22 protein-coding genes and 1 pseudogene are annotated in these 24,611 nt (G+C 61.4%); 12 read left to right on the top strand and 11 right to left on the bottom strand.

Features of this window, described 5'->3' with window-relative positions; all coding sequences use genetic code 11:
- The first annotated feature begins 380 nt into the window (after positions 1-380).
- Together BLT26_RS12475 and BLT26_RS12470 are read left to right on the top strand one after the other, a co-directional pair.
- The gene (locus BLT26_RS12475) at positions 381-2,549 is read left to right on the top strand and encodes a mechanosensitive ion channel domain-containing protein (RefSeq protein WP_091514718.1); all 2,169 of its coding nucleotides are present in this window, start codon (positions 381-383) and stop codon (positions 2,547-2,549) included.
- A 277-nt stretch (positions 2,550-2,826) separates the two neighbouring features.
- Positions 2,827-4,245 (top strand): rhomboid family intramembrane serine protease, encoded by a 1,419-nt coding sequence (locus tag BLT26_RS12470; RefSeq protein WP_091514714.1) that lies wholly within the window; start codon positions 2,827-2,829, stop codon positions 4,243-4,245.
- A gap of 180 nt (positions 4,246-4,425) precedes the next feature.
- Here BLT26_RS12470 and BLT26_RS12465 read toward each other — a convergent pair whose 3' ends face one another.
- Positions 4,426-5,415, bottom strand: coding sequence for a tetratricopeptide repeat protein (locus BLT26_RS12465; protein ID WP_091514710.1), 990 nt, complete (start codon positions 5,413-5,415; stop codon positions 4,426-4,428).
- 155 nt (positions 5,416-5,570) lie between these two features.
- Here BLT26_RS12465 and pepB point away from each other — a divergent pair, with 155 nt between their 5' ends.
- From pepB to BLT26_RS16505, 4 genes are all read left to right on the top strand, one after another.
- A complete protein-coding gene (gene pepB / locus BLT26_RS12460; RefSeq protein WP_091514706.1) occupies positions 5,571-6,860 on the top strand; it encodes an aminopeptidase PepB in 1,290 nt (429 codons plus the stop codon).
- Between the two features lie 102 nt (positions 6,861-6,962).
- Positions 6,963-8,150 carry a DUF3667 domain-containing protein gene (locus BLT26_RS12455; RefSeq protein ID WP_091514701.1) on the top strand — a complete coding sequence of 396 codons (1,188 nt, stop codon included), beginning with the start codon at positions 6,963-6,965 and terminating at the stop codon, positions 8,148-8,150.
- A 107-nt stretch (positions 8,151-8,257) separates the two neighbouring features.
- Entirely contained in the window at positions 8,258-9,472 is a 1,215-nt protein-coding gene (locus tag BLT26_RS12450; RefSeq protein ID WP_091514698.1) for a DUF3667 domain-containing protein, read from the top strand.
- 11 nt (positions 9,473-9,483) lie between these two features.
- Positions 9,484-10,338, top strand: a complete 855-nt coding sequence (locus BLT26_RS16505) for a helix-turn-helix transcriptional regulator (RefSeq protein ID WP_175453111.1) — start codon at positions 9,484-9,486, stop codon at positions 10,336-10,338.
- An 84-nt stretch (positions 10,339-10,422) separates the two neighbouring features.
- On the opposite strand, the gene BLT26_RS12435 is transcribed toward BLT26_RS16505, so the two are convergent.
- A complete protein-coding gene (locus tag BLT26_RS12435; protein WP_091514694.1) occupies positions 10,423-10,803 on the bottom strand; it encodes a DUF805 domain-containing protein in 381 nt (126 codons plus the stop codon).
- Between the two features lie 202 nt (positions 10,804-11,005).
- On the opposite strand from BLT26_RS12435, the gene BLT26_RS12430 reads away from it, so the two are divergent.
- The 6 genes from BLT26_RS12430 (at position 11,006) to BLT26_RS12405 (ending at position 17,426) form a co-directional block, all read left to right on the top strand.
- Positions 11,006-11,698: a CAP domain-containing protein gene (locus tag BLT26_RS12430; protein WP_091514691.1), complete on the top strand. Its 693-nt coding sequence runs from the start codon at positions 11,006-11,008 to the stop codon at positions 11,696-11,698.
- 116 nt (positions 11,699-11,814) lie between these two features.
- Positions 11,815-12,474, top strand: a complete 660-nt coding sequence (locus BLT26_RS12425; RefSeq protein ID WP_091514688.1) for a hypothetical protein — start codon at positions 11,815-11,817, stop codon at positions 12,472-12,474.
- Positions 12,475-12,547: 73 nt separating this feature from the next.
- Positions 12,548-13,234, top strand: coding sequence for an ABC transporter ATP-binding protein (locus BLT26_RS12420; RefSeq protein WP_091514686.1), 687 nt, complete (start codon positions 12,548-12,550; stop codon positions 13,232-13,234).
- Entirely contained in the window at positions 13,210-15,591 is a 2,382-nt protein-coding gene (locus BLT26_RS12415; protein ID WP_091514682.1) for an ABC transporter permease, read from the top strand. The genes BLT26_RS12420 and BLT26_RS12415 overlap by 25 nt, the downstream gene beginning before the upstream one ends.
- A complete protein-coding gene (locus BLT26_RS12410) occupies positions 15,584-16,654 on the top strand; it encodes a lipocalin-like domain-containing protein (RefSeq protein ID WP_091514679.1) in 1,071 nt (356 codons plus the stop codon). The genes BLT26_RS12415 and BLT26_RS12410 overlap by 8 nt, the downstream gene beginning before the upstream one ends.
- Before the next feature lie 238 nt (positions 16,655-16,892).
- Positions 16,893-17,426, top strand: coding sequence for a redoxin domain-containing protein (locus BLT26_RS12405; RefSeq protein ID WP_091514676.1), 534 nt, complete (start codon positions 16,893-16,895; stop codon positions 17,424-17,426).
- Between the two features lie 147 nt (positions 17,427-17,573).
- Here BLT26_RS12405 and BLT26_RS12400 read toward each other — a convergent pair whose 3' ends face one another.
- The 9 genes and pseudogenes from BLT26_RS12400 to BLT26_RS12365 all read right to left on the bottom strand — a co-directional run bounded on the left by BLT26_RS12400 (position 17,574) and on the right by BLT26_RS12365 (position 24,484).
- Complete coding sequence (locus BLT26_RS12400; RefSeq protein WP_091514672.1) at positions 17,574-18,929, bottom strand: FAD-dependent oxidoreductase; 1,356 nt, start codon at positions 18,927-18,929, stop codon at positions 17,574-17,576.
- Positions 18,930-18,957: 28 nt separating this feature from the next.
- Positions 18,958-19,473 (bottom strand): arsinothricin resistance N-acetyltransferase ArsN1 family A, encoded by a 516-nt coding sequence (locus tag BLT26_RS12395; protein WP_091514668.1) that lies wholly within the window; start codon positions 19,471-19,473, stop codon positions 18,958-18,960.
- A 76-nt stretch (positions 19,474-19,549) separates the two neighbouring features.
- Entirely contained in the window at positions 19,550-20,008 is a 459-nt protein-coding gene (locus BLT26_RS12390; protein WP_091514665.1) for a MarR family winged helix-turn-helix transcriptional regulator, read from the bottom strand.
- Between the two features lie 137 nt (positions 20,009-20,145).
- Positions 20,146-20,598: a DUF2721 domain-containing protein gene (locus BLT26_RS12385; protein WP_091514663.1), complete on the bottom strand. Its 453-nt coding sequence runs from the start codon at positions 20,596-20,598 to the stop codon at positions 20,146-20,148.
- A gap of 320 nt (positions 20,599-20,918) precedes the next feature.
- Entirely contained in the window at positions 20,919-21,305 is a 387-nt protein-coding gene (locus BLT26_RS12380; RefSeq protein ID WP_091514660.1) for a DUF3775 domain-containing protein, read from the bottom strand.
- Between the two features lie 227 nt (positions 21,306-21,532).
- Complete coding sequence (locus BLT26_RS12375; RefSeq protein ID WP_091514656.1) at positions 21,533-21,844, bottom strand: cupin domain-containing protein; 312 nt, start codon at positions 21,842-21,844, stop codon at positions 21,533-21,535.
- Between the two features lie 260 nt (positions 21,845-22,104).
- The gene (locus BLT26_RS12370; protein ID WP_091515227.1) at positions 22,105-22,524 is read right to left on the bottom strand and encodes a DUF6010 family protein; all 420 of its coding nucleotides are present in this window, start codon (positions 22,522-22,524) and stop codon (positions 22,105-22,107) included.
- 96 nt (positions 22,525-22,620) lie between these two features.
- Positions 22,621-22,701, bottom strand: a pseudogene (locus BLT26_RS16760) (hypothetical protein); the annotation flags it as partial.
- A gap of 547 nt (positions 22,702-23,248) precedes the next feature.
- Entirely contained in the window at positions 23,249-24,484 is a 1,236-nt protein-coding gene (locus BLT26_RS12365) for a DUF6161 domain-containing protein (protein ID WP_091514653.1), read from the bottom strand.
- Between the last annotated feature and the right edge of the window lie 127 nt (positions 24,485-24,611).

The raw sequence follows: 24,611 nt of genomic DNA, 5'->3' as shown, positions 1-24,611 counted from the left end.
GCACGGGGGATCGCTGGCGCGAAATAACTTCTAGGCCGAGGAGAGACACAGCCATTTCGAGGGCCGGCCATGCGGTTACCCGCCGTTCTGCTTTACTGCGCCCCCTGTCTTTTCCTCGCCGCTGCAGCCATAGCCCAGCAGCGGATCGACAGCCTGCCCTACGGTGCGCAGGAACTCCTGGTGCGCCCAGAGCCGCTCGTTGCGCCCGAACTACCGCGACCGCGAGTACGTGACCGGGACAGCCGCGACCGCCTTCCGGCGCGCGCGATTACCCCTGAGCCGGGCCGGCTACACTGATAACTGAGTGCGCGTGCCAGCCCGCAGGTGCACCAGATACGCATGTCTTCGTGCCCGGCCCCTTCATGGATTGAAACAAGGTTATGGTGGGTGACCCCGCTTTATCTCGCCCGTACATCCCCGGTGGCGGAGCTTCACTGGCGCCCCGGCGCACCTGTATTTTCATTCTCCTGTTGCTGTTGTTATTGGCTTGTGAGGCGCTGGCGCAGCTTCCCGGGACCAAAAAACCGAAAGAATTCGAGCCCGTCATTCCGGAATTTGATGCGCCCTCTGCCGACTGGTGGACTGGCTGGCCTGACGCCACGCGTGAGCAGCGGGAACAGTGGCTCGGGGAATTGGAGGAGGCCTGGCGCGAGCGGCGCGAGAAGCTACCTGATAGCGAGTCTGTGCGGGAGCTCGTCAAGAATATCGATACCGCGTTTGAGGATATCGACAACACCTGGCAGAGGTTCCGGGAATACCAGAAAATCCGCGTGCTTCCGGGGATCGAGTACCCCCAGAACCCCACTGTCCTGCAGTGGGCGGCCGCCGACGCGATTATCGCGCGGGCGCAACAGCAGCTGGCCAGCATGAAGCTGGAGGCCGAGAAGCTCGACGAGACCCTGGCCCGTTCACTCGAGGAGTTGCGCCAGCAGGTGGTGATAATGCGTGAACAGGGCGACGACGAAGCCGGTGCCCAGATTGTCGCGCTGAAACTTTTCCTGGCCCAGGTGCGCCACCTGGATGTGATCGAGCGCCGCGCCACCATCGGCGAGCAGGTGGATACCTGGCAGGAGAAGATCGAGCTGGCCGGGCAGCAGCTGGATCAAATGCTCGCCACCCTCACTTACAGCGCCACTGCGGGCAAGAAACTGCAGGAGGACATCGAGCAGAAAGAACAGCAGATCGGGGAGATCACCGGGCGGGAGGACAAGCTCGCCGAGACCCGTTTCCGCTCTGCCGACGCAAGCCTGCGCATGGAGCGGGAACTGAAACTAATGGAACTGCGCCTGTCGGCGATGGCGCAGCGACTGCAAATGCGCAAGCTGGAGCAGTTACAGGCAATGAACCGCGCGCTCGCGCCGGAAGATGAAGAAGCCAGGCTGGTAGCGAGCCGCGAGTTGGTCGAGGACGCACGCGAGCTGGCGGACAAGACGCTGCGGGAACTCAACGTGCGCCAGCGCCAGGTAGTGGGATGGGTGACGGAAGACAGCGACGCGATGCGCCGCTGGTGGAAGGCGTTTGAGCAGGTCAGCAGTGCAGTCACCCGTGTGGATGAACTGGTGGAAGACGTCCTGCGCTACCAGCGAGCCCAGCTGAATGTGTTCCAGCAGCGCAAGGGCTGGTGGGCCACCCTCCGCGAGCGCACCGGGCACCTGGGCAACCAGCTGGTCAGCGGCTGGCGCAACCTGGCCAATTACCAGCTGTTCAGCATCGCCGAAAATCCCGTCACCCTGAGGCTGGTCGCCAAAATCGCGCTGGTGCTGATCGGCGCCTTTATGGTTTCCGGTCTCATGCGCAGGTTCCTCAACCGGCTGGTGGCCAGGGAGAAGGCCAGCGAATCCTCCATGTACAACCTGGGGCGGGTGCTCCACTACAGCATCATCGGTATCGCGCTGCTGGCTACGCTGGTGATGCTGGGTCTGGATACCACCAAGCTGGCGCTGGTGGCCGGCGCGCTGTCGGTGGGTATCGGCTTCGGCCTGCAGGCGATATTTTCCAATTTCATCTCCGGCCTGATCCTGCTGTTCGAGCAGCCACTGCGGGTGGGGGACCTGGTGGAGCTGGAATCGGGGGTGTTCGGGCGCATCCGCGATATCAACGTGCGTTCCACCCGCATCACCACGCGAGACAATATTGACATCCTGGTACCGAACAGCGAGTTCGTCGCCGGGCGCGTGATCAACCACACCCTGGACGATCCGGTACGCCGCATCCATATTCCGTTCGGCGTGGCCTACGGCTCGGACCCGGATGCGGTGCGCGAGGCGGCGATGGAGGCCGCCGAACGGGTCAGCATCACCCACACCGACTGGCGCCGCAAGACCGAGGTCTGGCTGATGGAGTTCGGCGACAGCGCGCTGAACTTCAAGCTGGTGGTGTGGATTAACAGCAATATGGTGTCGCCCCTGGACGACCCCTACGCCCTCTACAACCTCGAACTGTTGCGCGAATTCAACCAGCGCGGTATCGAGGTGCCCTTCCCGCAGCGGGACATCCATGTGCGCAGCTGGGAGCCTCGGGTACCCCTCGAGCGGCCTGAAAAGGAATAGTGTTCCCCTCTTTGTGCCATGAATGGCATGTCCCAAGAAATAGGTGAAATATCCCAAGCGGGTTTGCTAATGTGCGAAGCAGGAATACGCGCCGCCGGGGCGGAAGCCGGGCCACTTCGTGACCTTGTCGCCCGTGCCAGTCTCGCTTTCAATTGACGCCGACGCCCCGATCCTGCAGTTTATGAGCTGGAGGCCTATGGAACTTTCCGGCCACATTTGGCCGCAAGAATGAGTAAATAGTTCCCTTCCAGACAGGGCGCGCCGCGAGGATAACCTTTTGCTGATCATTCCCGTCCAGAACAAGCCCGACTGGCGCCGGCCGCCGCTGATGTGCTTTGCCCTGATCGCGATCAACGTGCTGATGTTCGTGTTTTACCAGGGCGGGGATGAAGAGCGCTGGCAGAAGGCGGAAAACTACTATTTCTCCAGTGACCTGCCGGTACTCGAAGAGCAGCGCTTCCTGATCTATGTCAACGAGGAACACCCCGAGTGGCGCGTCCAGGTGGATGCCATGGGGGAGGATTTCGTTTACCGGGAGATGCTGTGGAATATCGAGTTCCACCACTGGCTGCTGCCCCAGCTCGCCAGTGAGGGTGAGGTGGAATGGCTGGCACAGCGCAAGCGTTTCGCAGACCTGCGCGACCGGGTCAGCACGCTGGCGCTGGGGCTGGTGCCCGCGGATCCCCACCCGGCGGGCCTGGTTGGCCATATGTTCCTTCACGGCAGCTGGGATCACCTGATCGGCAACATGCTGTTCCTGCTCCTGTTCGGCCTGTCGGTGGAGCTGGTGCTTGGCGGTGTCTGGCTCGCCGCCTTTTACCTGCTCGGCGGCCTGGCCGCCGCCGCACTCCACATGCTGGTGGACCCCGGCAGCGCCGCGCCGATGGTGGGCGCGTCGGGCGCCGTGTCGGCGGTGGTGGGCATGTTCGTGGCGGTGTACGGGGTCCGGCGTTTGCGGCTTTTCTACACCCTGGGGTTCATGTTCGGGGAGTTCAGTTTCCCCGCGTTGCTGGTCCTGCCGCTGTGGCTGGGCAAGGAGCTCTTCGGGTACCTCTACGGCGATGCGGGTATTGCCTACTGGGCCCACCTCGGTGGCCTGGTGGCCGGTTTTGTCGCGGCACTGGTGTATGTCACCCGCCGCGGCGGCATCCATACGCTGCCGGTCGAGAGCAGAGACGGGGAGGCTGGCCTGCCCTCCGGCGAGAGCCACGCGTTGCAGCGCATCGATCACCTGCGCGAGGAAGGGCGCCCGGAGGAGGCCGCGCGCGCGGCCATGGCGGCGCTGCGCCAGTTCCCCCATTCAGTGGCACTGATCGAGCTGGCTATCGACCTCAATGCGGTGAATCCCGACAGCGAGGCCTATCATCGTGCCAACCTGTCCCTGTTCGGGCTGGCGGAAGAGGCCGGCGTGGACGGGCGCAGTATCGCCACTGCTTACTACCGTTACCTCGAGGCGACCAGCCGTCCCCGGGCGCTGACCGACCGGGCCTGCCTGTTGCTGGCCCGTCGTGCCGCGCGGGAAAAAAACTGGGACTGGCTGGAGGACCTGCTGCACCGGCTCAACCGGCAGCAGGTCGAGCACCCGCTGCTGCCCCGGCTGGGGATGGCCCTGGTGGAGCATTACCGACGATTGGGCGAGGAAGTCCGCGCACGCGAAATACTGCGGCTGACCCAGCCGGCCGGCGCCGCGGACTGACCTGCCAGAAAGCTTGCGGGCGCCCGCTGAAGGCCTTGTCCGTTCGCGAAAGGTTCGCTATCGGCTCTTCATCCCCCAGCTACTCAGGGCTCTTTTCATCCGGGCCCAGGGCAGTCTTTCTCCCGCGTGCTGAAAGTTCTTTTTGTCCCCCACTTGGAAGCCTTTAACCCGGCCCCTGGTTCATCCGGGCTGCCGGGAGTTCACCAAGCGCTGCTGTAGGGCCTGGACCTGCCGGGCCAGCGGGCTCTGCGGAAAATGCCGGTGCAGGAATTGCAGCAGGCGGGCGGCGTCGCCGGGCCTTTTCAGTCCCTCCAGATACACCCGCGCCAGCAGCAGGTAGGCGGCGTCTAGGCGCCGGTAATGCTTGTCCTCCCGGTGGAGGTTTTTCAGCAGCTGCGCGGCCTCGCGGAACTTGCGCTGGCGGAACAGCGCCTCCGCCAGCGCGTGCCGCAGGTGGGACCTGTCGATGGCCGGCCGCGGATTGGTGGCGAGGTAAAATTTGGCGGCCTTGTGGGCGCGGTCCAGGCGCACCAGTTTCTCCAGCAGGTGCGGTGCCAGCTCGCGCAGCGACCGGGTGTCTTTCGCGGCCAGCAGCAGCCGGTAGTAACGCTCATTCACCTCCGGGTCGTTGGGGTACTGGCGCAGCGCGTCCATCAGCACCCGCCGGGCGCCGTTGTAATCGCCCTCTATGGTCAGGATTTTTACCCGGGACAGTGCGTCGTCGCGGTCGGTATCCCCTGCCACTGCCGTGCGTCCACGCGGTGCCTTGCGCGGCACCGGGGACGCTGCCGCCGGCGCAGCCCGGCGCCGGAGCAGTGGGAACAGGCCGGCCAGCAGCAGGGCCGTGGTGCAGAGAGGCCACAGCAGCCACCGGTGCGGTTGCGGCAGGAGCAGGCCGGTTGCCACTGCCAGGCCCAGTAACAGCAGGGGAACCGGGTGGATCAGGCTGCGCAGCAATTTCCCCAGCCGCTCCCACAGAACCCGGGCCAACGGCGTTGGACCGCACTCGGCCAGGGGGCGCCGACAGATGGGACAGCGCAGCGTCCGCTCGCGCCACTGCGCGGGGTTAGCCGCCGCGCCGGGGAAACAGGTCAGGCAGAAATGCCGCTGGCAGCGATCGCACTTGTGCGTCGCCCGGGTGCCGGGGTGGTAGTTGCAGACGACTGCCATACTGGTTTCCTGGATTCGATCACGGAGGTGGGAACCCGATGCCCGGCGTTGTCCGCCACCGAGGGGCAGGCCTCCGTCAGCGGTGCGCTCACCTGTTAGAATGTTGCGCAAAATTGATGGAACTTACTGTAAGCCAATTCACAACAAGGTGTTCTATGACGAAAGTAATGCAGGTCAAGCTGGAACAGGGCGCCGCGGCGGAGGCATGGGGAGAGAAGGCCCTGCTCAGTTTCTCCGGTGCCACCGCCACGGTGCACGCCACTGAGGCAAACGGTGGCGTGGTAGTGGCCGCCCAGCGGGCGGCGCGTCGCCTCGACGGCATGGGCGTGCCGGCAGTGGCCCTGGCCGGTGACGGCTGGGACCTGGAGAGCCGCTGGGCATTCTGGGCCGGCTACTACAATCCCCTGCGCGACAACCGCCTCGACTGGGGCCTGGCCGCGGGCAAGCAGCTGAAGGAACTGGAGGCCCGCGAGGCCGCCGCGCGCTGGGTGCGCGAAATCACCAACGGCACCCCGGAGGATGTATCCCCCCGGGTGCTGGCCGAGAGCGCCGCCACCATGCTGCAGAAGCTGGCGCCGGACGCGGTCACTTACAAGATCATCGCCGGCGATACCCTGCTGCAGGAAGGCTTTGCCGGTATCCACACTGTGGGGCGCGGCAGTGTGCGCGAGCCCGCCATGCTACAGCTGGACTACAACCCCACCGGTAACCCCGATGCGCCGGTGGACGCCTGCCTGGTAGGCAAGGGCATCACCTTCGACTCCGGCGGCTACAGCATCAAGCCATCCAGCAACATGGCGACAATGAAGTCCGACATGGGTGGCGCGGCGATGGTCAGTGGCGGCTTGGCCCTGGCGATCGCCCGCGGCCTCGACAAGCGCATCAAGCTGTACCTGTGCTGCGCGGAGAACCTGATCTCCGGTCACGCCTTCAAGCTGGGGGATATCATCCGCTACAAGAATGGCGTGACTGCGGAAATCCTCAACACCGACGCCGAGGGCCGGCTGGTGCTGGCGGACGGCCTGATCGCGGCATCCGAGCAGGAACCGCGCTGGATTCTCGACGCGGCCACCCTGACCGGCGCCGCCAAGATGGCGGTGGGGCGCGACTTCAACTCCGTCATGAGTTTCGAGGACGAGACCGCCCAGCGGGTTCTGGACGCCGCCGCCGCCGAGCACGAGAAGGCCTGGCGCCTGCCGCTGGAGCGCTTCCACCTGGAACAGATCCCCTCCGGCTTTGCCGAGATCGCCAACGTGGGTATCGACGGCAGTCCCGGCGCCTCCACCGCGGCGGCTTTCCTGGCGCGCTTCGTGCGCGACACCGGCCGGAACTGGGTGCATATTGACCTGTCCGGCTCCTACCTGCCGTCTGCCAACGACCAGTGGGCCCAGGGCGCCAAGGGCCACGGCCTGCGGACCATAGCGCGCTTCCTGCAGGATTGCTGAAGTGCTGTAATAAGATTGCCGTAACAGGCGCATGCCCGGGCCTTCCGGGTGTGCGCCGGCTGGCACGCGATATACCTGACTGACAATAAGTAAAAGAGACAGATGGAAACCGAAGTACTCCCGAACTCCACCGGCGAAGAGGCTGCTGAAAGCCACAGCCCGCCCGTCCCTGCGGAGCAGCCGCCCGCGTGTGCCAACTGCGGCACGCCTTTACTGGGGCCGCACTGCTACCAATGCGGCCAGTCACGGGACAGCCTGGTGCGTCACCTGCCCGGTATCCTGAGTGATTTCTTCAGTACCCTGCTGGCACTCGATTCCAGGGTGTGGCGCACCCTTGGGCCCCTGTTCGCGAAACCGGGCTTCCTGTCGCGGGAGTATTTCGCCGGTCGCCGGGCGCGCTACGTCAGCCCGGTGCGCCTGTTCATCTTCCTGTCCCTGGCGGCGGTGTTCCTGATGCGAGTGGCAATCAGTGTCGATGGCGCCCAGCTGCAGGAGAGCCGTTTCGACGATGCCGCCACGGTGGCGGAGGTGGAACGAATGCGAACGGAAATGCTGGCCCAGCTGGACCGGACGCGCCAGGATGCCGGGAATGAATTGGCCATCGGCGCTCTCGACGCCGTCAGCGACAAGCTCAATTCCGCTGCTGACGCGCGCATCGCAGAGTTGACCGGCGAGCCGTTGCCCGAGGGGGCCGCACCGGTGGCGCAGCCCGAGCCCAAGGCCCTGCTGCTCGGGACCTGTGAAGCAGAAGACGACTGCACGCCGAGGGTGGTGGCCGACGTCGATTTCGAGGGCTGGCCCGCAAAGGAATGGCTGGAGGAAAAGTCCGACTCCATCAATGCCAACCTCAAGGTGGCAATGGAGAACCCCGACCGCTTCAAGGACACCTTCTTCCGCAATATCCCCACGTTGCTGATTTTGTTGCTGCCGGTGTTCGCGCTGCTGCTATGGCTGTTCTACCTGTACCGCGGCTGGCTGTACATGGAGCACGTCATCGTTGCGCTGCACAGCCACGCCTTCCTGTTCCTGGGGCTGGTCCTGCTGACCCTGCTGTCTTCGCTGGAGGAATGGCTGGAGGGGAGCCTGCCGCTGGCGGCGAGCCTGGCCGGATGGCTATTCGTTGCCCTGTCGGTGTGGATACCGCTCTACCTGCTGCTGATGCAGAAGCGGGTGTACGGGCAGGGCTGGCCGGTCACCATCATTAAATTCTCGCTGTTCGGCCTTATCTACAGCTACCTGCTGGTGGTCGCGGTGGTGTTCACCGTGCTGGCGAGTCTCGCCTCTCTCTGATCCCGTACCAGTCATATAAGGCTACGTGTGATAAGAATACCGCGCAGGAGGGAACAGGCCAGGCGGCCTGCAATAAGCTTGTGAATAATGATAAGTAAAAGCGAAAAATGGAAACCGAAGTAATCCCGAACTCAAGCAGCGAAGAGACCGTCGAGAGGCACAGGCTTCCCATGGCCGCCGAGCAATCACCGGCCTGCGCAAACTGCAGCACCCCCCTGCTGGGCGCGCACTGCTATCATTGCGGCCAGTCCCGTGACGGACTGGCCCGCCATCTGCCGGGTATCCTCAGTGATTTCTTCAGCACCCTGCTCGCCCTTGATTCCAGGGTGTGGCGGACCGTAGGGCCGTTGCTCATACGGCCTGGCTTTCTGTCGCGGGAGTATTTTGCCGGCCGCCGGGTGCGTTACGTCAGCCCGGTGCGCCTGTTTATTTTCCTGTCCCTTGCAGCCGTATTTCTTATGCGGCTGGCCATTAATACCGATGGCAACATCAAGATCGCCGAACTTAGCGAAGAGCGCTTCAGCAAGGCCGCCACCGTGACGGAAGTAGAGAACCTGCGCGCGGAAATGCTGGCAGAGCTGGACAAGGCGAGCGAAAAGGCCCCGGCGGACCCGTTGGCCGCCAGTGGCCTGGTCGCCAGCAGTTTTGATACCGCCCGCGAGAGTATCAGTGCGGCGGCCGCCTATCGCATTGCGGAATTGAACGGCGAGCCGCCGCCCAAGAACACGCCGGTGAAATGGACGAGCCTTGAGCCAGCCCTGCAGCCAACCTGCGACCGGGACGGAAGTTGTGACAAAGAGGTTCACTCCGATGTGACCTTCGAGGGATGGCCCGCGCAGGAATGGCTGGAACAAAAAGTGGACCGGATGAATGCAAATTTCAAGGTGGCGCTGGAGCGTCCCGACCGGTTGAAGGATGCCTTCTTACGCAATATCCCACCAGTGTTGATCGTGCTGCTGCCGGTTTTCTCGCTACTGCTGTGGCTGCTCTACATATACCGACGCTGGCTGTATATGGAACACGTCATCGTAGCACTTCACAGTCACGCGTTCCTGTTTCTGGGATTGATACTTTTGACCTTGCTGTCCTCTCTCGAGGTCTCGCTGGCGGCGAGTGTCCCTCTGGCATCGAATACGGCCGGATGGCTGTCAACCGCGCTGGTACTCTGGATGCCGGTTTACCTGCTGCTGATGCAGAAGCGGGTCTACGGCCAGGGCTGGCCGCTCACGGTGTGCAAATATGTGGTAATCGGCGTGCTCTACAGCGGCCTGCTGGGCGCCGGGGTGCTACTCACGCTACTGGCAAGCCTCGCCACCCTCTGAGGCAAACCACCATGCACAGCGCATATTGGGCCGAAAACACCGAGCTGCCACCGGGGCAGCCGCTGCGGGTGTTGCGCTGCCAGCGGGGCGCGGATGAGCTGCTGTCAGTCGGGCCGAATGTTCATGGCCTGCTGGAGGTGCTGGTGTTCCTGCGCGGCTGCGGCCGTGCCCTGCTTGACGGCGAGCCGCTGGATATCGGCGACGGCAGCGTGCTGTTCCTGCCGCCGTTGACGGTGCATGAGCTGCACCTGGAAGGCGCGGCACAGGATTTCTTCCTGCTGCAACTGGACCCGCTGCAGCTGGACGCACAGGACGCGCGCGCCCTGCGGGCGGAGGGACCTTTCCTGCAGCGGCCTGACAACCGCAGTATGGAGCGCCTGGCCATGTTGCTGGACTGGTGCTGCGACCTCGGGCGGGAGCCGGGCCAGCTGCACCCGGGCGATCGCTTGGTGCAGTTGCTGCTGCACAACCTGGCCCAGCTAGTGGCGGGGGCAGGCGCGCCTGCGGTGCCCGCGCCTGCCATCACGCGGCTGCGGCCATTGCTCGAGCACTTTCGCGACAGCCGCCAGCTGACGCTGCCGCTGGATGATGCCGCCGCCCTCTGCGGTATCTCCCGCAGCCACTTCTCGCGGTTGTTCCACCGCACGCTGAACCTGCGCTACCAGGACTTCCTGCTGGACCGGAAGCTGCAACACGCCGCGCACCTGCTGGCGTACACGGAATTGCGTATCGCGGATATTGCCCACCGCTGCGAGTTCACCGACAGCGCCCACCTGTGCAGCAAGTTCAAGCGGCGCTTCGGCGCGACGCCACAGCAGTTCCGCCGCTCCTCCCGGGAAGGGCCGGAATTACCGGACCGGGGCTAGAGAGAGCCCTCAGCGGGATTAAAGAGAGCCTTCGGCGGGACTGGAGAAAGCCCTTAGCGGGACTAAAGAGAGCCCTCAGCGGGACTAGAGAGAATCCTCCAGCGGGTTTTTCGGGTGGGGCCCGAACTCGTTGGTGCCGCGCTCGCTATCCAGCACCATGAAAAACAGCAGCACCAGGGCGCCGAGCACCGGCACCAGCACGATCAGGAACCACCAGCCGGTGCGACCGGTATCGTGCAGCCGCCGCACGGTGACGGCAATGGAGGGGATGAGCACAAACAGGGCGTAGATTCCGCTGAGCACGCCGATGCCGGCCTCGGCGTTGTAGAAATCCAGCGAGATATCGATCGCGGTCAGTATCAGGGTGAACAGCAGGTTGAAGAGGAAAAAAAACCAGTATTCGCTGCGCCGCGCCCGGCCGCTGAACACGGCATATTTTCTCAGGACCTTGAAGTACCAGTTCATCCGGGAAACCTCCAGCAGCCATCGCCGGGCACAAACACCGGGCACAAAAAATCGCGCCAACTATCCTGACTCTAGACCAGCTTCGCGCATCCTGCCCGTGCAGGCGGAACGGGATGCCGTGCTGTGCGTGGCCGCCCTGCCGGGGAACCTGCGCCAGCCGGCATCGATCAGAGTGAAGACAACAGTAGTTCGGGGAATCGCAATGAAACAGTTACCGGCCACCGGCCTGATCCTGTCCCTGTTGCTGGCCGGCGCAATCGCCGCCGCACCCGCTGCGGCGGGCCCCGCCGCTTCCGGGGCAACCCATCCGGGCCTGTGCCTGGAGGGCGACAGCTGCCCGGCGGTGCGCCTGCACAACCAGGTCCGCCAGCGGCTGAACCGCGGCAAGCTGCCCAACAGCCCCAAACCCCTGCCACCGGTGGACATGCTGGTGCACGACCGGGCGCTCGCGGTTACCGCCTTCAACTGGGCCAGGCACATGTGCGAGCGGGATGCCATGCAGCACAACCGCAATCGCGTGCGCGACTACCACGCCAACGGCGGCAACAGGAATTACACCCATGTCGGCGAGAACCTGGCCGTCTTCTCCCACACTGCGTCGACCGGGTTCCCTCCGGGCAGGGACGCGATCGCCCGGGCCGTGGACCTGTGGGTGTCGGAGGCGGCTGACTATCGATACCGGCGATTCCGCACCCGCGGGCCAATGGTCGGCCACTACACCCAGGTGATCTGGAACTCGACCGAGGTCTTCGACAGCGCCGGCAACCGGCTGCCGAAGGCGGTGGGCTGCGGCTCCTACCAGTGCCGGGCCGGCCGGTGGTACAAGACCTACGTCGCCTGCAATTACGCGCCGGTGGGAAATTTCATCAACCAGTATCCCTACCGGGCGGAGTGATGCTGCCGAAGGCATGCACGAAAACGCCGGCCGCTTGATTTATAATCGCGGTTCCCCAGCCCGGCGGGGACACGCCAGGCATAACCTCTCACCGACTATCGAGCAGCCATCCGCGTATGAGAATCCAGTACCTTCGCCTTTTCCTCCTCTCCTGCATCGCCGCCCTGCTGTCGGCCTGTTCGGGGCCGGAAACCCCCCAGGAGGTAACCACGGCCTTCTGGGAGGCGGTCATCGATGACGACCGCCGCGATGTCGCCCGGTACTCGACGCTGGCCGACCCGGATGGCTACGACGGCTTCGGCAGCAAGTGGGCGGGCTACCAGCTGGCCTGGGGCAGGGTGGTCATCGACGGCGACGAGGCCATCGTAGAGACGGAACTCGCCCGCCAGCAGGGGGCGCGCGAGCGCAGCCGCTCCCTTGTCACCTACCTGGTGCGCCGCGACGGCGCGTGGCTGGTTGACTATAAACGCACCACCCGGAGTTTCAGTGGCGGTGCGATCGGCGACCTGTTCAACGAGCTCGAGCGGCTCGGCGAAGAGTTTTCCAGCCAGTTCAATGACTCGGCTGACGAAGTGAATACACAGATGGAGCGCATGCTGGAGGAGCTGGGACAGGCACAGCAGGAACTGGGCGAGCGGGCGTCCGAGGCCATGGAACAATCCGCCGAGGAACTGCGCCGCGCACTGCAGGAACTGGATGCAGCCATCCAGCGCTCGCTGGAGGAAGATCGCCGGCAGCCGCCCCCGGAGGACGACCGCCCCCTGCACTCCGCCTAGGCGCGGCCGGGCCTGGCAGGGAGGCAACACTGGCACCAGCCGCGAATCGGGAGCGGCCCGGACAGGGAATGCTATGGACGACATCCTGGTACAGGCGCGGGATCTCAACCGCTCCTACCGCAACGGCCGCGAACAGGTCAGCGTGCTGCGCGGACTGTCGCTGGAACTGCGGCGCGGCGAGGCGGTGGCCGTGGTCGGGCCCTCGGGCTCGGGCAAGAGCACGCTGCTGAACCTGCTGAACGGCCTGCTGCCACCGGACAGCGGTGAGCTGCGCGTATTCGGCATGGACCAGGCGCAGCTGGGCGAGGCCCGCTGGGCCGAGCTGCGCCGAACGCGCATCGCCACCCTGTTCCAGGACGGCAACCTGATTCCCACCCTCACCGTCGCCCGCAACATTGCCTTTCGCGCCGGGCTCGCCGGCCTGCAGGAGCACGCCGGCCAGGCGTTGCTCGAGCGCCTGGATATCACCGCCACCGCCAACCGCTATCCCGACCAGCTTTCCGGCGGCCAGCGCCAGCGGGCGGCGCTGGCTTGCGCCTTCGCCATGGAGCCCGAGCTGATTCTCGCCGACGAACCCACCGGCAGCCTCGACCAGGCCACCGCCGCCCGGGTGGCGCCTCTGTTCTTCGACGCCATCCGCGAGCGGGCGCTGGGCGCCCTTATCGTCACCCACAACACCGAGCTGGCCCGGCGCTGCGACCGGGTGCTGGAGCTGCGGCAGGGAGCCCTGGAGCCATGGGACTCGGCACTGTCTTCCTGAGCCACTACCGTCGCCACCCGGGGCAGCTGGCGGGCCTGCTGCTGATCCTGGTGTGCGCCGCCATGCTCTGGAGCGGCGTGCGCTCGCTGACCGGCCGCGCCGAGGAGGCCGTTGCCCAGTCCCGCGCCGCACTGGAGCCGCGCCTGGTCGTGGTGCGTGTCGACGGCCGGGCGGTCGACGTGGACGATTTTGCCCGCCTGCGCCGGGCGGGGCTCTGCGCCTCGCCCCGGCTACAGGTGTACTTCCCGGCCCCTGAGGCACCGGAACTCGTGGGGATCGACCCTTTCACCGCCGCTTGCCTGCGCCAGTACAGTGGCGGGGCGCCACTGCTGGAGGAAGCGATCGATGAACTGATGGCCGACCTCGACCGGCCGCTGCTGCTCGGTAGTGCCGCGGACCTGGCCCGCTGGCGCGAGCTGTCGCTGCCGGGTGCCGCTGACTACCGGCTCGAACAGGCCGGCGGGGTCCCGCCGGGAACCCTGCTGGCCGATATCGCCGTGGCCGCTGAACTGGCCCCGGCCGGGCGCGCGCAGCTCGAGATACTGCTGCCGGCAGCAGAACTGGAAACACGGTCGCTGCCGCCCGGCTACCGTACGCGGGTAGAAGACTATGGTGTCGAGCCGGATTCCCTGGTCGAGGCCTTCCTGCTGAACCTCGATGCGCTGGGCGCGCTGGCGCTGCTGGTGGCTGCGCTGCTGGTGCGCAGCATCTACCGTTTTGCGCTGGAGCAGCGGCGCCGCACCCTGGAGATCCTGGTGCGTCTCGGCGTGCAGGTATCGCGGCTGCGGCTGGTACTGGCCACGGAGGTACTTTTACTGGCCCTGGTGGGCGGCAGCGTCGGTGTCTGGCTGGGAGGGATGCTGGCATCGGCCATGGCCGGGGGCTTCCGCTGGACCCTGAGCGGTCTTTTCAGTGTGGAGGCCCTGGCGCAGCGCCCGCCCGCGGCGGAGACCTGGCTCGGCATGGTACTGATCCTGGCAATAGTGGTGGGCTGGGCCTCGCTCGACCTGCTGATGCTGCGTCGCAATGGTCGCAATGGAGAGAAGCGCGCGGCGCGGATGGGCGGGCGGCGCCGGCCGTGGGCGGGCTCACTGGTGCCCCTGCTGCTGATAGCGGTTTCCCTGGCTGCGCTGCTGGCAGCGGAGAAACTCTGGCTGATATTCGTCGCCACCACCGGCTGCCTGGCCGGCGCCGGCCTGTTGTTGCCGGGCCTGCTGGACCGCCTGTTGGCCCGGGCAGAACGCCACAGCCGCCGGCCGCTGCTGGAATGGTCGTGCGCGGAAATGCGCGCGCTCTGCCGGTTGCTGCAACTTCCGCTGGTGGCGCTGGCATTTGCGATCGCCGCGGCCGTCGGCGTGCAGGCCATGGTCACCGGGTTCGAGTCCACCTTTGCCCGCTGGCTGGACCAGCGCCTGCAGGGCGACCTGTACCTGGACCCCGGCCGCCCGGTGGACCCCGCGGACTGGAGCGGGCGGCTGCGCGACCTGCCCGGGGTGAACACGGTGCTGCCCATGGTGCGCGGCCGCGGCCTGCTCGGCGCCAGGTCGGTGGATGTACTGGCGGTGGATCCGGCCTCGCCGCTGCTGCGGGACTGGCCTTTCCTGGATGCCGTGCCCCGGCCCTGGGCCGCCCTGTCGCAACAGGGCGTGCTGGTGAACGAGCAGCTGGCCCGCCGGCAGTCGCTGGGCGTCGGTGACGAGATCCGCTTTGTCCTCGGGGCGCAGCCGCTGACGCGCTCGGTGATCGGTATCTACGCCGACTACGGTCGCCCCGAGGGCGAGCTGCTGCTGCCGGTCGGCGCGGTGCCCGACGCGCTGCCCGGGCGCTATACGACTTTTGTACTGGGTGTGGCGGACGCGGATTCCGGCTGGCGCGACTGGCCGGCGCAATACCCCTGGCTGGCCGGGAGCCGCCTGCGGGACCAGGCGGGCCTGAAGCAGGCCGCCAACACCGCCTTCGCCCGCACCTTCCAGATGACCAGGCTGCTAAACGGCCTGACCCTGGCACTGGCCGGTACGGCGCTGGCGCTGATGGGGGTGGTGATATTCCGGCTGCGCCAGCGCAGCTATACGTTGCTGCACGTTTACGGGGTGCCGCGGCGGCAGCTGCGACACCGGTTGATTGTGCACAGCATGCTGGTCACCGGCCTGCAGGGAATACTGGCGACGCCGCTGGGAATTTTCCTCAGCTGGGTGCTGGTGGCCGGCGTGAACCCCGCTGCCTTTGGCTGGGCGCTGCCGCTGTATCTTTACCCGGGTTTCTGGCTGCAGGTGTGGCTGGCCTGCCTGCTGATCGGCGCCGTGGTGGGCGCGCTGATGCGGGACCCGGTGCGACTGGAGACCCTCAAGAATGAATAGGGCGGGGCCAATACTGCTGCTGGTGTTATTGCTGGCCGGCTGCGGTGAGCCGGCCGGGCGCGACGCGTCCATCGGCGCCATGAGTGAGCCGCCCGCGGGCTTTCACCAGGCGACGCCGGGCACCACCGTGAAACTGCCACGGGACCTGGGCCCGCACCGGCGCTACCGCCTGGAGTGGTGGTACCTCACCGCCAACCTGCATAGCGAGAATGATGAGAGCGACGAGCGCTTCGGCGTGCAGTGGACCCTGTTTCGCATGGGTGTGAAGCCCGGCCCGTTCGAAACGAATGAGCCGGGCTGGCGCCGCGAGGAAATCTGGCTGGCCCACGCCGCCCTGAGCCGGCCGGGCGAACACCGCTTCGAATCCCGCAGCGCCCGCGGCGGAACCGGCCAGGCCGGCGTGAAGGCCGAGCCATTTACCGCCTGGATCGATCACTGGCAGCTGGGCAGCGCCGGGGCTAATCGGTGGGCCCTGGCGGTAGAGAGCGACGACTTCGCCTATCGCCTGCAGCTGGAGCCACAACTGCCCGCCGTGCTGCACGGCGAGCGCGGTTTCAGCGCCAAGTCCGCCGGTGGCGGCGGCTCCATGTACTTCAGCTACCCGCTACGCGTGAGCGAGGGCGAGGTGACGCTGGCTGGCAAGAAATTCCGGGTGAAGGGGCGGGGCTGGTTCGACCGGGAATGGAGCAGCCAGTACCTGCAGCCGGACCAGCAGGGGTGGGACTGGCTGGCGCTGCACCTGCAGGACGGTCGCCACCTGATGCTGTTCCGCATCCGCGGCACCGAAGACTTTTTCGCCGGCACCCTGGTAGCCGCCGACGGCAGCGCCCGCACGCTGGATCCCAATGAATTCAGCCTCGCGCCGCTCGCATACCGGGACACCCGCTACGGCAGGGTGCCGGTGGAATGGCGCCTACAGGTGCCCGGCGCCGGGCTAGAGCTGGAGGTGCGCTCCTGGGACGGCGATTACTGGAACCCCGGCAGCTTCCGCTACTGGGAGGGTCCGGTGACTGTCGGCGGCAGCCACAGGGGTGAGGGCTACCTGGAGATGACCGGCTACTGAGCTCGGGTGCTGCGCCGCCCGGCGGTAAAGCCGCCACGAGCGGGTAGGGGGTATTCCGTCTTCTACAATACTCTGGCCCGTGCTGCCCCACATGGGGAGAGTGGGTGGGAACCTGTCCGAGGGAACCGTGGACACGGTTTCCAGCAATTGATCCGCCGACAGGTTTCTACCGCTTACCGCGAGAGGGCTGGTTGCAACATGAGCCGGGGAAAACTTTCAAAGCCAAGGGACAGGGAATATGAGTAGCAGATCGACACCGCCGCTGCCGGGAGCAAAAGCACCGGATTTGTCTGTCAGCACCACAGATGGTGGCAGCTGGGAACTGGCCAAACAAACGCCGGAGAATTTCACCCTGCTGATTTTCTACCGGGGGCTGCATTGCCCCATTTGCAAGAGCATCCTGCAAGAACTCAACAAGAATGTGGGTAAGTTTGAGGACAAGGGCACCCAGGTTTTTGTGGTGAGCATGGACAGCCAGGACCGCGCCTCACGCAGCAAAGAAGAGTGGGATATCGACAAGCTGGCGGTGGGTTACGGCCTGACCGAAGACCAGGCCAGGGACTGGGGACTGTTCTTCTCGGAAAGCATCAAGGAAGAGGAGCCGCAGATGTTCAGCGAGCCCGCCGTCTTTATCATCAAGCCGGACCAGACCCTGTTTGCGGCGTATGTACAGTCCGCCCCGTTCGCGCGGCCACGCATCGAGGACCTCCTGGGGGCAGTCGACTTCGTGCTGGAAAATGACTACCCGCCCCGCGGAACCCTGGATCGGTAAGCGGAGGCGCCTTGCTAGCGCGTTTCAGGCATTACTCTGGTCGCAGAAAGGGTCGCAAAGAGGGGGTTGAGCGCCCGGCGCCAACCGCCTCTGTACGACCGAACAATAAGTGCGCGCCCTACTGCGGGCTCTACTGCAAGTGCGGTTTCAGGCACAACACTCAGGTGCACAGCAGCTACTGGTGCCGGAGTCCCGCAGTTTATTTATGGGGGGCTGCTTTTGGAGTAAGCGAGGCGAAAACTGCGTATGGCAAACACCGGTTTCAGGTAGCACCAATTCGACCTGCTTTGCGGCCTGCCAGTCACCCGCAATAGCCGCTACCACAGAGCGGACCTGTTCATACCCGGTCAGCATCAGGAAGGTGGGCGCGCGGCCATAACTTTTCATGCCCACGATATAAAAATTCTCATCCGGGTGCTTCAGTTCGTCGGCGCCGTGAGGCCTTACCGTACCGCAGCTATGTTCGTTAGGATCGATCAGGGGAGCCAGTGCAACCGGGCTCTGTGTTGCGGGGTCCAGTGCAAGCCTGATTTCATCGCAGAGCGACAGGTCTGGCCGGAAGCCGGTCACCGCGACAATTTGGTCGACCGCAGGTAAGCTCACATTGTCAGAGTGAGCAACAAGGCCTTGGTCGCCGCGAGTAATACGCCCAACGCGAACCCCCAGATGTAGGTGAATTGTTCCCTGGGCAACCAGTTTCTTGATAACCAAGCCTAATTTCCCGCGTTCTTTCAGCTGGTCATTTTCGCCACCGCCAAATATCCTGTCGAGAGAAGCGCCTCTAATCGCCCAATGTATCTCCGTCTGCGGCTCCGACTCGGCCATTTTCACCAGATCTTGCAGCACATTAAAAGCCGAATGCCCCGCGCCTATAACCAGAACGCGGCGGTTTGCATAGTGCTCGCGCTGTTTGTTGAGAATGTCGGGTATACCGTAAAAAATCGATCCAGCATTTGATTTCTCGCCAATTGCTGCAACACCATCGGCTCCCACTACGTTCGGGGTCAAGTAGGTCCCGGAGGCATCGATCACCGCCTGAGCGAGAATTTCCTCCTCCTGCCCGCCCCGCTCAATCCGAACCACATAGGGAGCCCCATGCCGGCCCGCGCTGGATAACAGGTCAAACCCTTTCCGGGTTATAGAAATGGCCCTGTTCTTTAAAAGCAGGCGCGATGCAATGTCGGGATGCTCGGCCAACGGCCGCAAGTATTGTTTTACCAATTGTGTCCCGGTCGGAAATTCATCGGGACAAGGCTCCTGCCATTCGCGTTCAGCCAGGAGTCGCCGGCTCGCCTGGTCAATGTTGTATCGCCAGGGGGAAAAGAGCCGTACATGCCCCCACTTCAGAATGGAGTGGCCGACCTCATTGCCCTGCTCCAAAACCAGCGGTTCTATACCGCGTTCCAGAAGGTGTGCTGCCGCCGCGAGCCCAACGGGGCCTGCGCCAATGATGGCCACGGGCAAACGGGTGTGGTTGGTAGGAGAGAATACTGGAGTGCTCATGATGCCTTTCCTTGTGTGAAAACCCGAATCAGGTTTGGTTCTCTAAAAACAGTTTTTCGACGATGACGACATCAAGCCAGCGCCCGTCGAGATTTGCGTGATTTTGATAGGTTCCCACCTGCCGAAACCCGCAGGCTTTACACAGCGCCAGGCTGGCATTATTGAATGTGAAAATTCTGGACAAGACCTTCCAGAAGCCTTTGGACCTCGCCGTAACCAGCAGCTGATCCAGCAGGGGCTTGCCCAGTCCTTTGCCTTGATGGCATTCATCCACATAAATAGAAAATTCAGCTATACCGGCGTAGCATTGGCGCGAGCGATACTCTTTGAGTGCCGCCCAGCCAACCACCTCGCCATTCAACTGAGAGACAAGTACCGGCCAGCGGTGGGAATGAGCCAGCCATTCCTCGATTTCTTCTACTCTCCGCGCCCTTGTTTCAAAGGTTGCGGTACGGTTAGCGATCCCCTGATTGTAAATAGCAGTAATCGCCTTGGCGTCGTCCGGTTCGGCAGAGCGAACCAGGTGGCTAGTGTTCGCGTTCATATGTTTACCATCTAATTTAGGAGGTCACCTTCTAGATAACTATAGGTGGTAGTGACAACTATAGTGTCAAAATTTTTTAGCCGCAGCAGGAGGTCCGCTTCTGGGCGGCCTTGGCGAGCCTGATCAATAACCCCGGTGCCTCATCCTGGACCGACTTTGGCAGGTCTCGCAGTATTGCCATCTCTTCCTCAATCAATTCATCCCTGATTTTCAGCACCAGCTCGCGCCCGTTCTCGGTCAAGTCGATCAGCTGGGCCCGGCCATCGGTCGGGTCCGGGGTACGCGCGACGTAATTCTTTTTTACCAGCGTCTCTGCGACCCGGCTGGTAGTGCTCTTGTCTAGCATCAGGTGCTGGGCCAGATTGAGCGGACGCATTGCGCCGTGGTCCAGCAGCACCTCAAGGAGGTTACATTGGGTGATGGAAATGTCATAACAGCAGATGTGCTCCCTGTCTCTCGACTGATACACGCGCACCAGGTGTGACAAAGCGTGGTAGAGGGCCGTGCCCTGCTTGCGTAGTCGATCTTTAGACATGAGGAATCGATGCCATCATTAAAATAGGTGGTACTTGCAACTATAGTATTGGAAGATATGGTTCGTCAACAAGAGTTTGCACAAGAGTAATTGGTGTCAGGGAACCACGACGAATCCGGCTGGCCGGCTGGCTACCTTCAGTCGAGCTTGAGGTCCGGTATGCGAATGCTCTGCATCGCCAGGTGAACCTCGCGTAGAAAGAATGCCAGGCCGGCGATAAGCGCCAGCATCGCAGCAGCAAACAGGGCGCCGACGACGCTGCCCAGTGGTGCATCAATCATCACACCGAGAAACAGCATGGCGATTACCAGGCATAGTAACAGGGCTGCAATCGTGGAGGCTGTAATTGCCACGCTGGAATAGTGTCTCCGGCGATCAAGGGCTCGAAGCTCGTCATCAATCGAACCTGGTTTAATCATCGAGGGGTCAATCTCACCTTCGGCCAGGGCCCTGCCGCGATCAATGATCCGGGCCAGGCGGCCGGTCATTACGGCGAGCATGCCGGCAATCCCGGTCAGCAGGAAAGCGGGAGCCAGTGCAAGCTGGATCGCGCTGGCGCTGGCATTGAGGATTTCAGGTGTTGAAGCCATATTGCTTGCTCGTAATGAGGCACATATTTGCTGGCACTAAGATGCTTACCTTTAACGCGCAGACCAGGTCGCGTTTTTTACCTGCGGTCTGGACTCTCAAGGTACTGTGTAATTGGCGCGGATATTAGCGCTAGCGTACCGGACTTTTCCGCAGGCCTCCACTGGCTCGGTCCCCGCATTATCAGATACGAGAACCAGCCGCGCTCCGGGAAAGAGAAGGTAAAGATGAGTGAGGGTGCGGTCAGTCGCCTCGACTATACCCGCGCCGAAGATATCGGGCGGGCCGCCAGCTATGAGAGACCAGGTGCAGGCGACAGCGGCTATTCGTTGCAGCGATGGCCGAACTGCTCGAGCCCCTTCTCAAGGTAATTGGCCAGCAGCGGGTGGCCGACCAGGTATTCTGCGGTTTCCGGTGTCCAGTCATCGGCAGCCTGCGCCAGCGCATCTTGCCACTCCCCCAGGCTGTAATCCTCGCGGCCTAACCACAGGAGCGCAACCAGCTCCTGCTGCTGGTCTGGCTCCAGGTCCTCCACGATGGACTTGAACTCCTGGAAAGTCTTGTCGCCCCCGTGGCTGGCCACGATCTGCCGTGCCCAGTCGCCACTGGCATTATCCGGCTCGTCGGGAAAGCTCACCCCCTCCTGGGCATGAAATTCCTTCGCCAGGTCGATGAGGCGGCAGGTTGTTTCGACATTAAGAGTGAGCATAGTGTTCTCCTTCCGACGAGATTGGGAGCGTGATAGCAGCTAACATGTCGGCTGCCAGGCGGCATGGGTCTGTAAAGCTTAGGTGCTTTTTGCCGAATTTTGAATGTGGCTGGAGGCGGTCATATCAACCTCGTGCGAAAATGGGAGTGCAGCGATCTGCGCAACATATGCACAAGGTAAGCTGTCCCGCGAAGGGCCGCAGGCCTGTAGCAAATTGTCCGGCCTTCTTATACACTGCCTTCGCTCTCAACTACGAGTACGCGCACTTCACCTCTTGGGTGGGCCACATGCTCCGTACCAACAGAAGCGAAGAATATATCTCCCACCTCCAGAACGGCTATTTCTTCAGCACCATTTAAGCGATAGTGCATATCTACTACACCATCTAAAACTGCGAAGACTTCTTCCCCATCGTTTACGTGCCATTTATATGGCTTATCCGTCCAGTGGAGCTTTGTGGTTATTCCTTGCATGTTGGCGATTTGCTTTGATCCCCAGGCCCGATCTGCAATGAATTCTTTACTTTTTATAACTTCCATTTTTTAGATACTTATTATTTCAGAGCTAAATTTTCGTATAACCCCCGCAGAGGCCCCGCGAGGGGCCGGCGAAAATTGCCTGTGATTGCTATGTTTGTGCTTACTCAGGACTGAGGCTCATCGCTCTTTGATGATTTTTTACTTTGTCGTGAGACTGAACACAATTCCTTTTTCTCAAGCCTCAAGCCTCAAGCCTTGACAGTGCATCCTAACCACTAACCTCAACGCATACTAAAAATGCCAAGTGTTTTGAATCGATCTTAAACGATTTTGTTGTGAAAATGTTCACCTCGTGCTCGAATCACTATGTAACAAGCCACTGTAATATCAAATGAAATACACATTATTGCATACCAGTCGGGGGCAAAGCTGGAGCCTACACCAAACAAATGGAGAGCAACGTCCCATATAGGATGAAGAAGCCAGCCTAAGGCCAATAAGTTGACGCCACGACTTTTGGATAGGACGAAAAAAGCACCGTAAATCAGCACACCTGCGGATTCAATTCCAACCCAAATTAAATTCGAAGCTAGAACAGAAAAGCCCAAGTATACGAAGGAAGCAATGATCAACGCGCAGCCTAAAATATTTAGGCGTGATTCAGGAGATTTGTTGTGCGCAAATTTGACTAATACTGCGCTTCCAATTACCCCAGCTACTAACCAGAAAACTACTTCCACTATCGTCTTTTCCTCTAATTGCATAACGCCCGCATTTGTGGCTGGTTTGGAACGCCGCGGAAAACCAGTCCGACAACTTGCGTTTGTTAAATGCCTTTACTTGTAACGCTTACCCACTTGGATCGGAGGGCACTTGACCGTGCCAAAACTGCAATACACACAACAATCGCCTTTCTTGGGGCGAAGGGCTCACTATTTCTTTCGCTACTATTTCTAGGGGCGATCGGGCCCTTAGGCTAGGAATTCTCTTAATTTCAATTAGTCACACGCTAATGAACAAATATCGAGCAGGGATAAATAGCCAGTGGCTCGATTCGCCTAGAGCACCGTGTAGCTCTTGAGCATATTTCAGTTACGCTGAAAATCAAGGACTTAGGTGATCGTGCCAGTTAGATATGAGCGCTGGCTCTTTATTTCGGGGTCAGGGTGACCGGATCACTGGTGTAAGGGTAAAACCTTGAGGGCAGATATGCTTCCCCTATCATGGCAGGCAAGCTGCTAATACTCGAGCAAGATCGGGATTCAGTTGGCGCTACCGTGAGAGGTTATTCATGCTGGCGGGGAAGTGCTGTGCAGGGGAGAAAATGGTGGGCCCTCCGTCAACTGAACTACGTCTTTAAGGTATTGATATTGTATGCATCATTTCATGTGAATTTATCAGGGGCCCCCAAAAGGGCCCCCTGTGGTAATGTGTTGGGAGGGTTGCGGGTTGCATTTGAATGGGTTATTTGGGAGTGAGCTTTAACAAGTCGGCTATTCCTCCTGGCATAGTAGGACTAGAGTCGGACGATAGGAGCCCTGTGTCAGACCTGCTAAATAAAGACTGCAGAACTATTTGGAGCGAATTTTCGTTGAGCTTGCCGTCGTTAATAAGCGCAAGGTATAGGTAGGTTAACTGCTCTCTTTCTTCGCAGTCACGCATAAGGTGGAATGAGCTGAAAGAGAGTTTTGCTAAGGTCTTTATGAGAAATGCATAGGCTGCAAGGATTGATCCGAAAAGTACAACCCCCTGTACGGTGTTGAACTGTATCCCAATCTGGACGCCGGAAAGCCAGGAAATGAAGAATACTGTAAATGACCCAATTCCGATGATTGCTGAGGCGACTAGCCAGGTAGTCCACTTTTCTGCTTGGTCTCGATGACGTCTCGCTGCTTTGTTCCAATACTCTGCTGGTTTTTCAAGTCGGAGCTTATTTTGGTATGTCTGCTCCAGCTCTGATTGGCGTTTTTCAGCTTTGTCCCTCTGCCCGATAATGTCGGAAATCAGGTTTTCAAAGAAGCCCTCATGCCTTTTTATCATTTTCCTTTCCAGTCTGGCGGATCTAAGGCTTATTCGCCAAGCAAGACTGGAGGCGCTAGCTTTCCACTCCTCAAAATTGTCAATTGCTTCCCTGGAGTTGTTAATAAATTTCTTGGTGGCTCGATCTAATGATTGTTGAATTTGAGCAATTGACTGTCTCTCTAAGATTCCCCTGGACGTGGTCTCTGATCCTTGAGCGAGATATTCATAGGCTAGATTTTTTCCAATTTCCTTGAGTTTGTTCGCATCATTACCATTGTACCCAATAAGGAAATGGATGAATTCGTTGGCGGCGATTTTTCCATAGGTTTCATGGCATTCTAAAAATTTAGGTGTGAAAGAATGCCCGCTCCATAACCAATGTTGTCTGAGCTGAGAGATTTGATTGTTCAGCTGACTTAAATATTTTTGTGCCCTCGCGGCGTCCCAGTCTTTCGTTTCATCTTCGTCTAGGGATTCGAGGTGATGTAATATAACTCGAAAATAATTAACTGACTGAAAGTATGGGTGTAGGTCATCGCCCGCTTGCGTCAGGTTGCTTTTTGACTCTTCCCAGTACTTAAGCTCTAGTTGGAAGAAATCTAGTATTTCTTGGTAGCTTTCAAAGCTCTTACTCCAGCTAGTGACATCATTTACCCTAAATATTACAGGATTAGTCATTCTTTATGCTCTTTGTGAGGAGAGAGGGGTAGGGCTGCATGTGTATAGCCTCGCCCATTGTGCTCATGAAATTTTTAGTTGAATGCAGATAAACTTCGATACTTATTAGCCTGCAGTTTGCTCGGGT

Source organism: Microbulbifer yueqingensis, from assembly GCF_900100355.1.
GTDB lineage: Bacteria > Pseudomonadota > Gammaproteobacteria > Pseudomonadales > Cellvibrionaceae > Microbulbifer > Microbulbifer yueqingensis.
The sequence above is the reverse complement of the archived record's forward strand: the minus strand, read 5'-3'. Positions and strand labels throughout refer to the sequence as shown.

What these genes read in the sequence shown, in the direction of transcription:
- BLT26_RS12415 (WP_091514682.1), top strand. Translation starts at nt 13,210, where the DNA reads ATGGGACTCGGCACTGTCTTCCTGAGCCACTACCGTCGCCACCCGGGG.
- BLT26_RS12435 (WP_091514694.1), bottom strand. Translation starts at nt 10,803, where the DNA reads ATGAACTGGTACTTCAAGGTCCTGAGAAAATATGCCGTGTTCAGCGGC.
- BLT26_RS12395 (WP_091514668.1), bottom strand. Translation starts at nt 19,473, where the DNA reads ATGAACGCGAACACTAGCCACCTGGTTCGCTCTGCCGAACCGGACGAC.
- BLT26_RS12465 (WP_091514710.1), bottom strand. Translation starts at nt 5,415, where the DNA reads ATGGCAGTCGTCTGCAACTACCACCCCGGCACCCGGGCGACGCACAAG.
- BLT26_RS12410 (WP_091514679.1), top strand. Translation starts at nt 15,584, where the DNA reads ATGAATAGGGCGGGGCCAATACTGCTGCTGGTGTTATTGCTGGCCGGC.
- BLT26_RS12405 (WP_091514676.1), top strand. Translation starts at nt 16,893, where the DNA reads ATGAGTAGCAGATCGACACCGCCGCTGCCGGGAGCAAAAGCACCGGAT.
- BLT26_RS12365 (WP_091514653.1), bottom strand. Translation starts at nt 24,484, where the DNA reads ATGACTAATCCTGTAATATTTAGGGTAAATGATGTCACTAGCTGGAGT.
- pepB (WP_091514706.1), top strand. Translation starts at nt 5,571, where the DNA reads ATGACGAAAGTAATGCAGGTCAAGCTGGAACAGGGCGCCGCGGCGGAG.
- BLT26_RS12385 (WP_091514663.1), bottom strand. Translation starts at nt 20,598, where the DNA reads ATGGCTTCAACACCTGAAATCCTCAATGCCAGCGCCAGCGCGATCCAG.
- BLT26_RS12430 (WP_091514691.1), top strand. Translation starts at nt 11,006, where the DNA reads ATGAAACAGTTACCGGCCACCGGCCTGATCCTGTCCCTGTTGCTGGCC.
- BLT26_RS16505 (WP_175453111.1), top strand. Translation starts at nt 9,484, where the DNA reads ATGCACAGCGCATATTGGGCCGAAAACACCGAGCTGCCACCGGGGCAG.
- BLT26_RS12420 (WP_091514686.1), top strand. Translation starts at nt 12,548, where the DNA reads ATGGACGACATCCTGGTACAGGCGCGGGATCTCAACCGCTCCTACCGC.
- BLT26_RS12425 (WP_091514688.1), top strand. Translation starts at nt 11,815, where the DNA reads ATGAGAATCCAGTACCTTCGCCTTTTCCTCCTCTCCTGCATCGCCGCC.
- BLT26_RS12380 (WP_091514660.1), bottom strand. Translation starts at nt 21,305, where the DNA reads ATGCTCACTCTTAATGTCGAAACAACCTGCCGCCTCATCGACCTGGCG.
- BLT26_RS12450 (WP_091514698.1), top strand. Translation starts at nt 8,258, where the DNA reads ATGGAAACCGAAGTAATCCCGAACTCAAGCAGCGAAGAGACCGTCGAG.
- BLT26_RS12390 (WP_091514665.1), bottom strand. Translation starts at nt 20,008, where the DNA reads ATGTCTAAAGATCGACTACGCAAGCAGGGCACGGCCCTCTACCACGCT.
- BLT26_RS12375 (WP_091514656.1), bottom strand. Translation starts at nt 21,844, where the DNA reads ATGGAAGTTATAAAAAGTAAAGAATTCATTGCAGATCGGGCCTGGGGA.
- BLT26_RS12455 (WP_091514701.1), top strand. Translation starts at nt 6,963, where the DNA reads ATGGAAACCGAAGTACTCCCGAACTCCACCGGCGAAGAGGCTGCTGAA.
- BLT26_RS12400 (WP_091514672.1), bottom strand. Translation starts at nt 18,929, where the DNA reads ATGAGCACTCCAGTATTCTCTCCTACCAACCACACCCGTTTGCCCGTG.
- BLT26_RS12475 (WP_091514718.1), top strand. Translation starts at nt 381, where the DNA reads ATGGTGGGTGACCCCGCTTTATCTCGCCCGTACATCCCCGGTGGCGGA.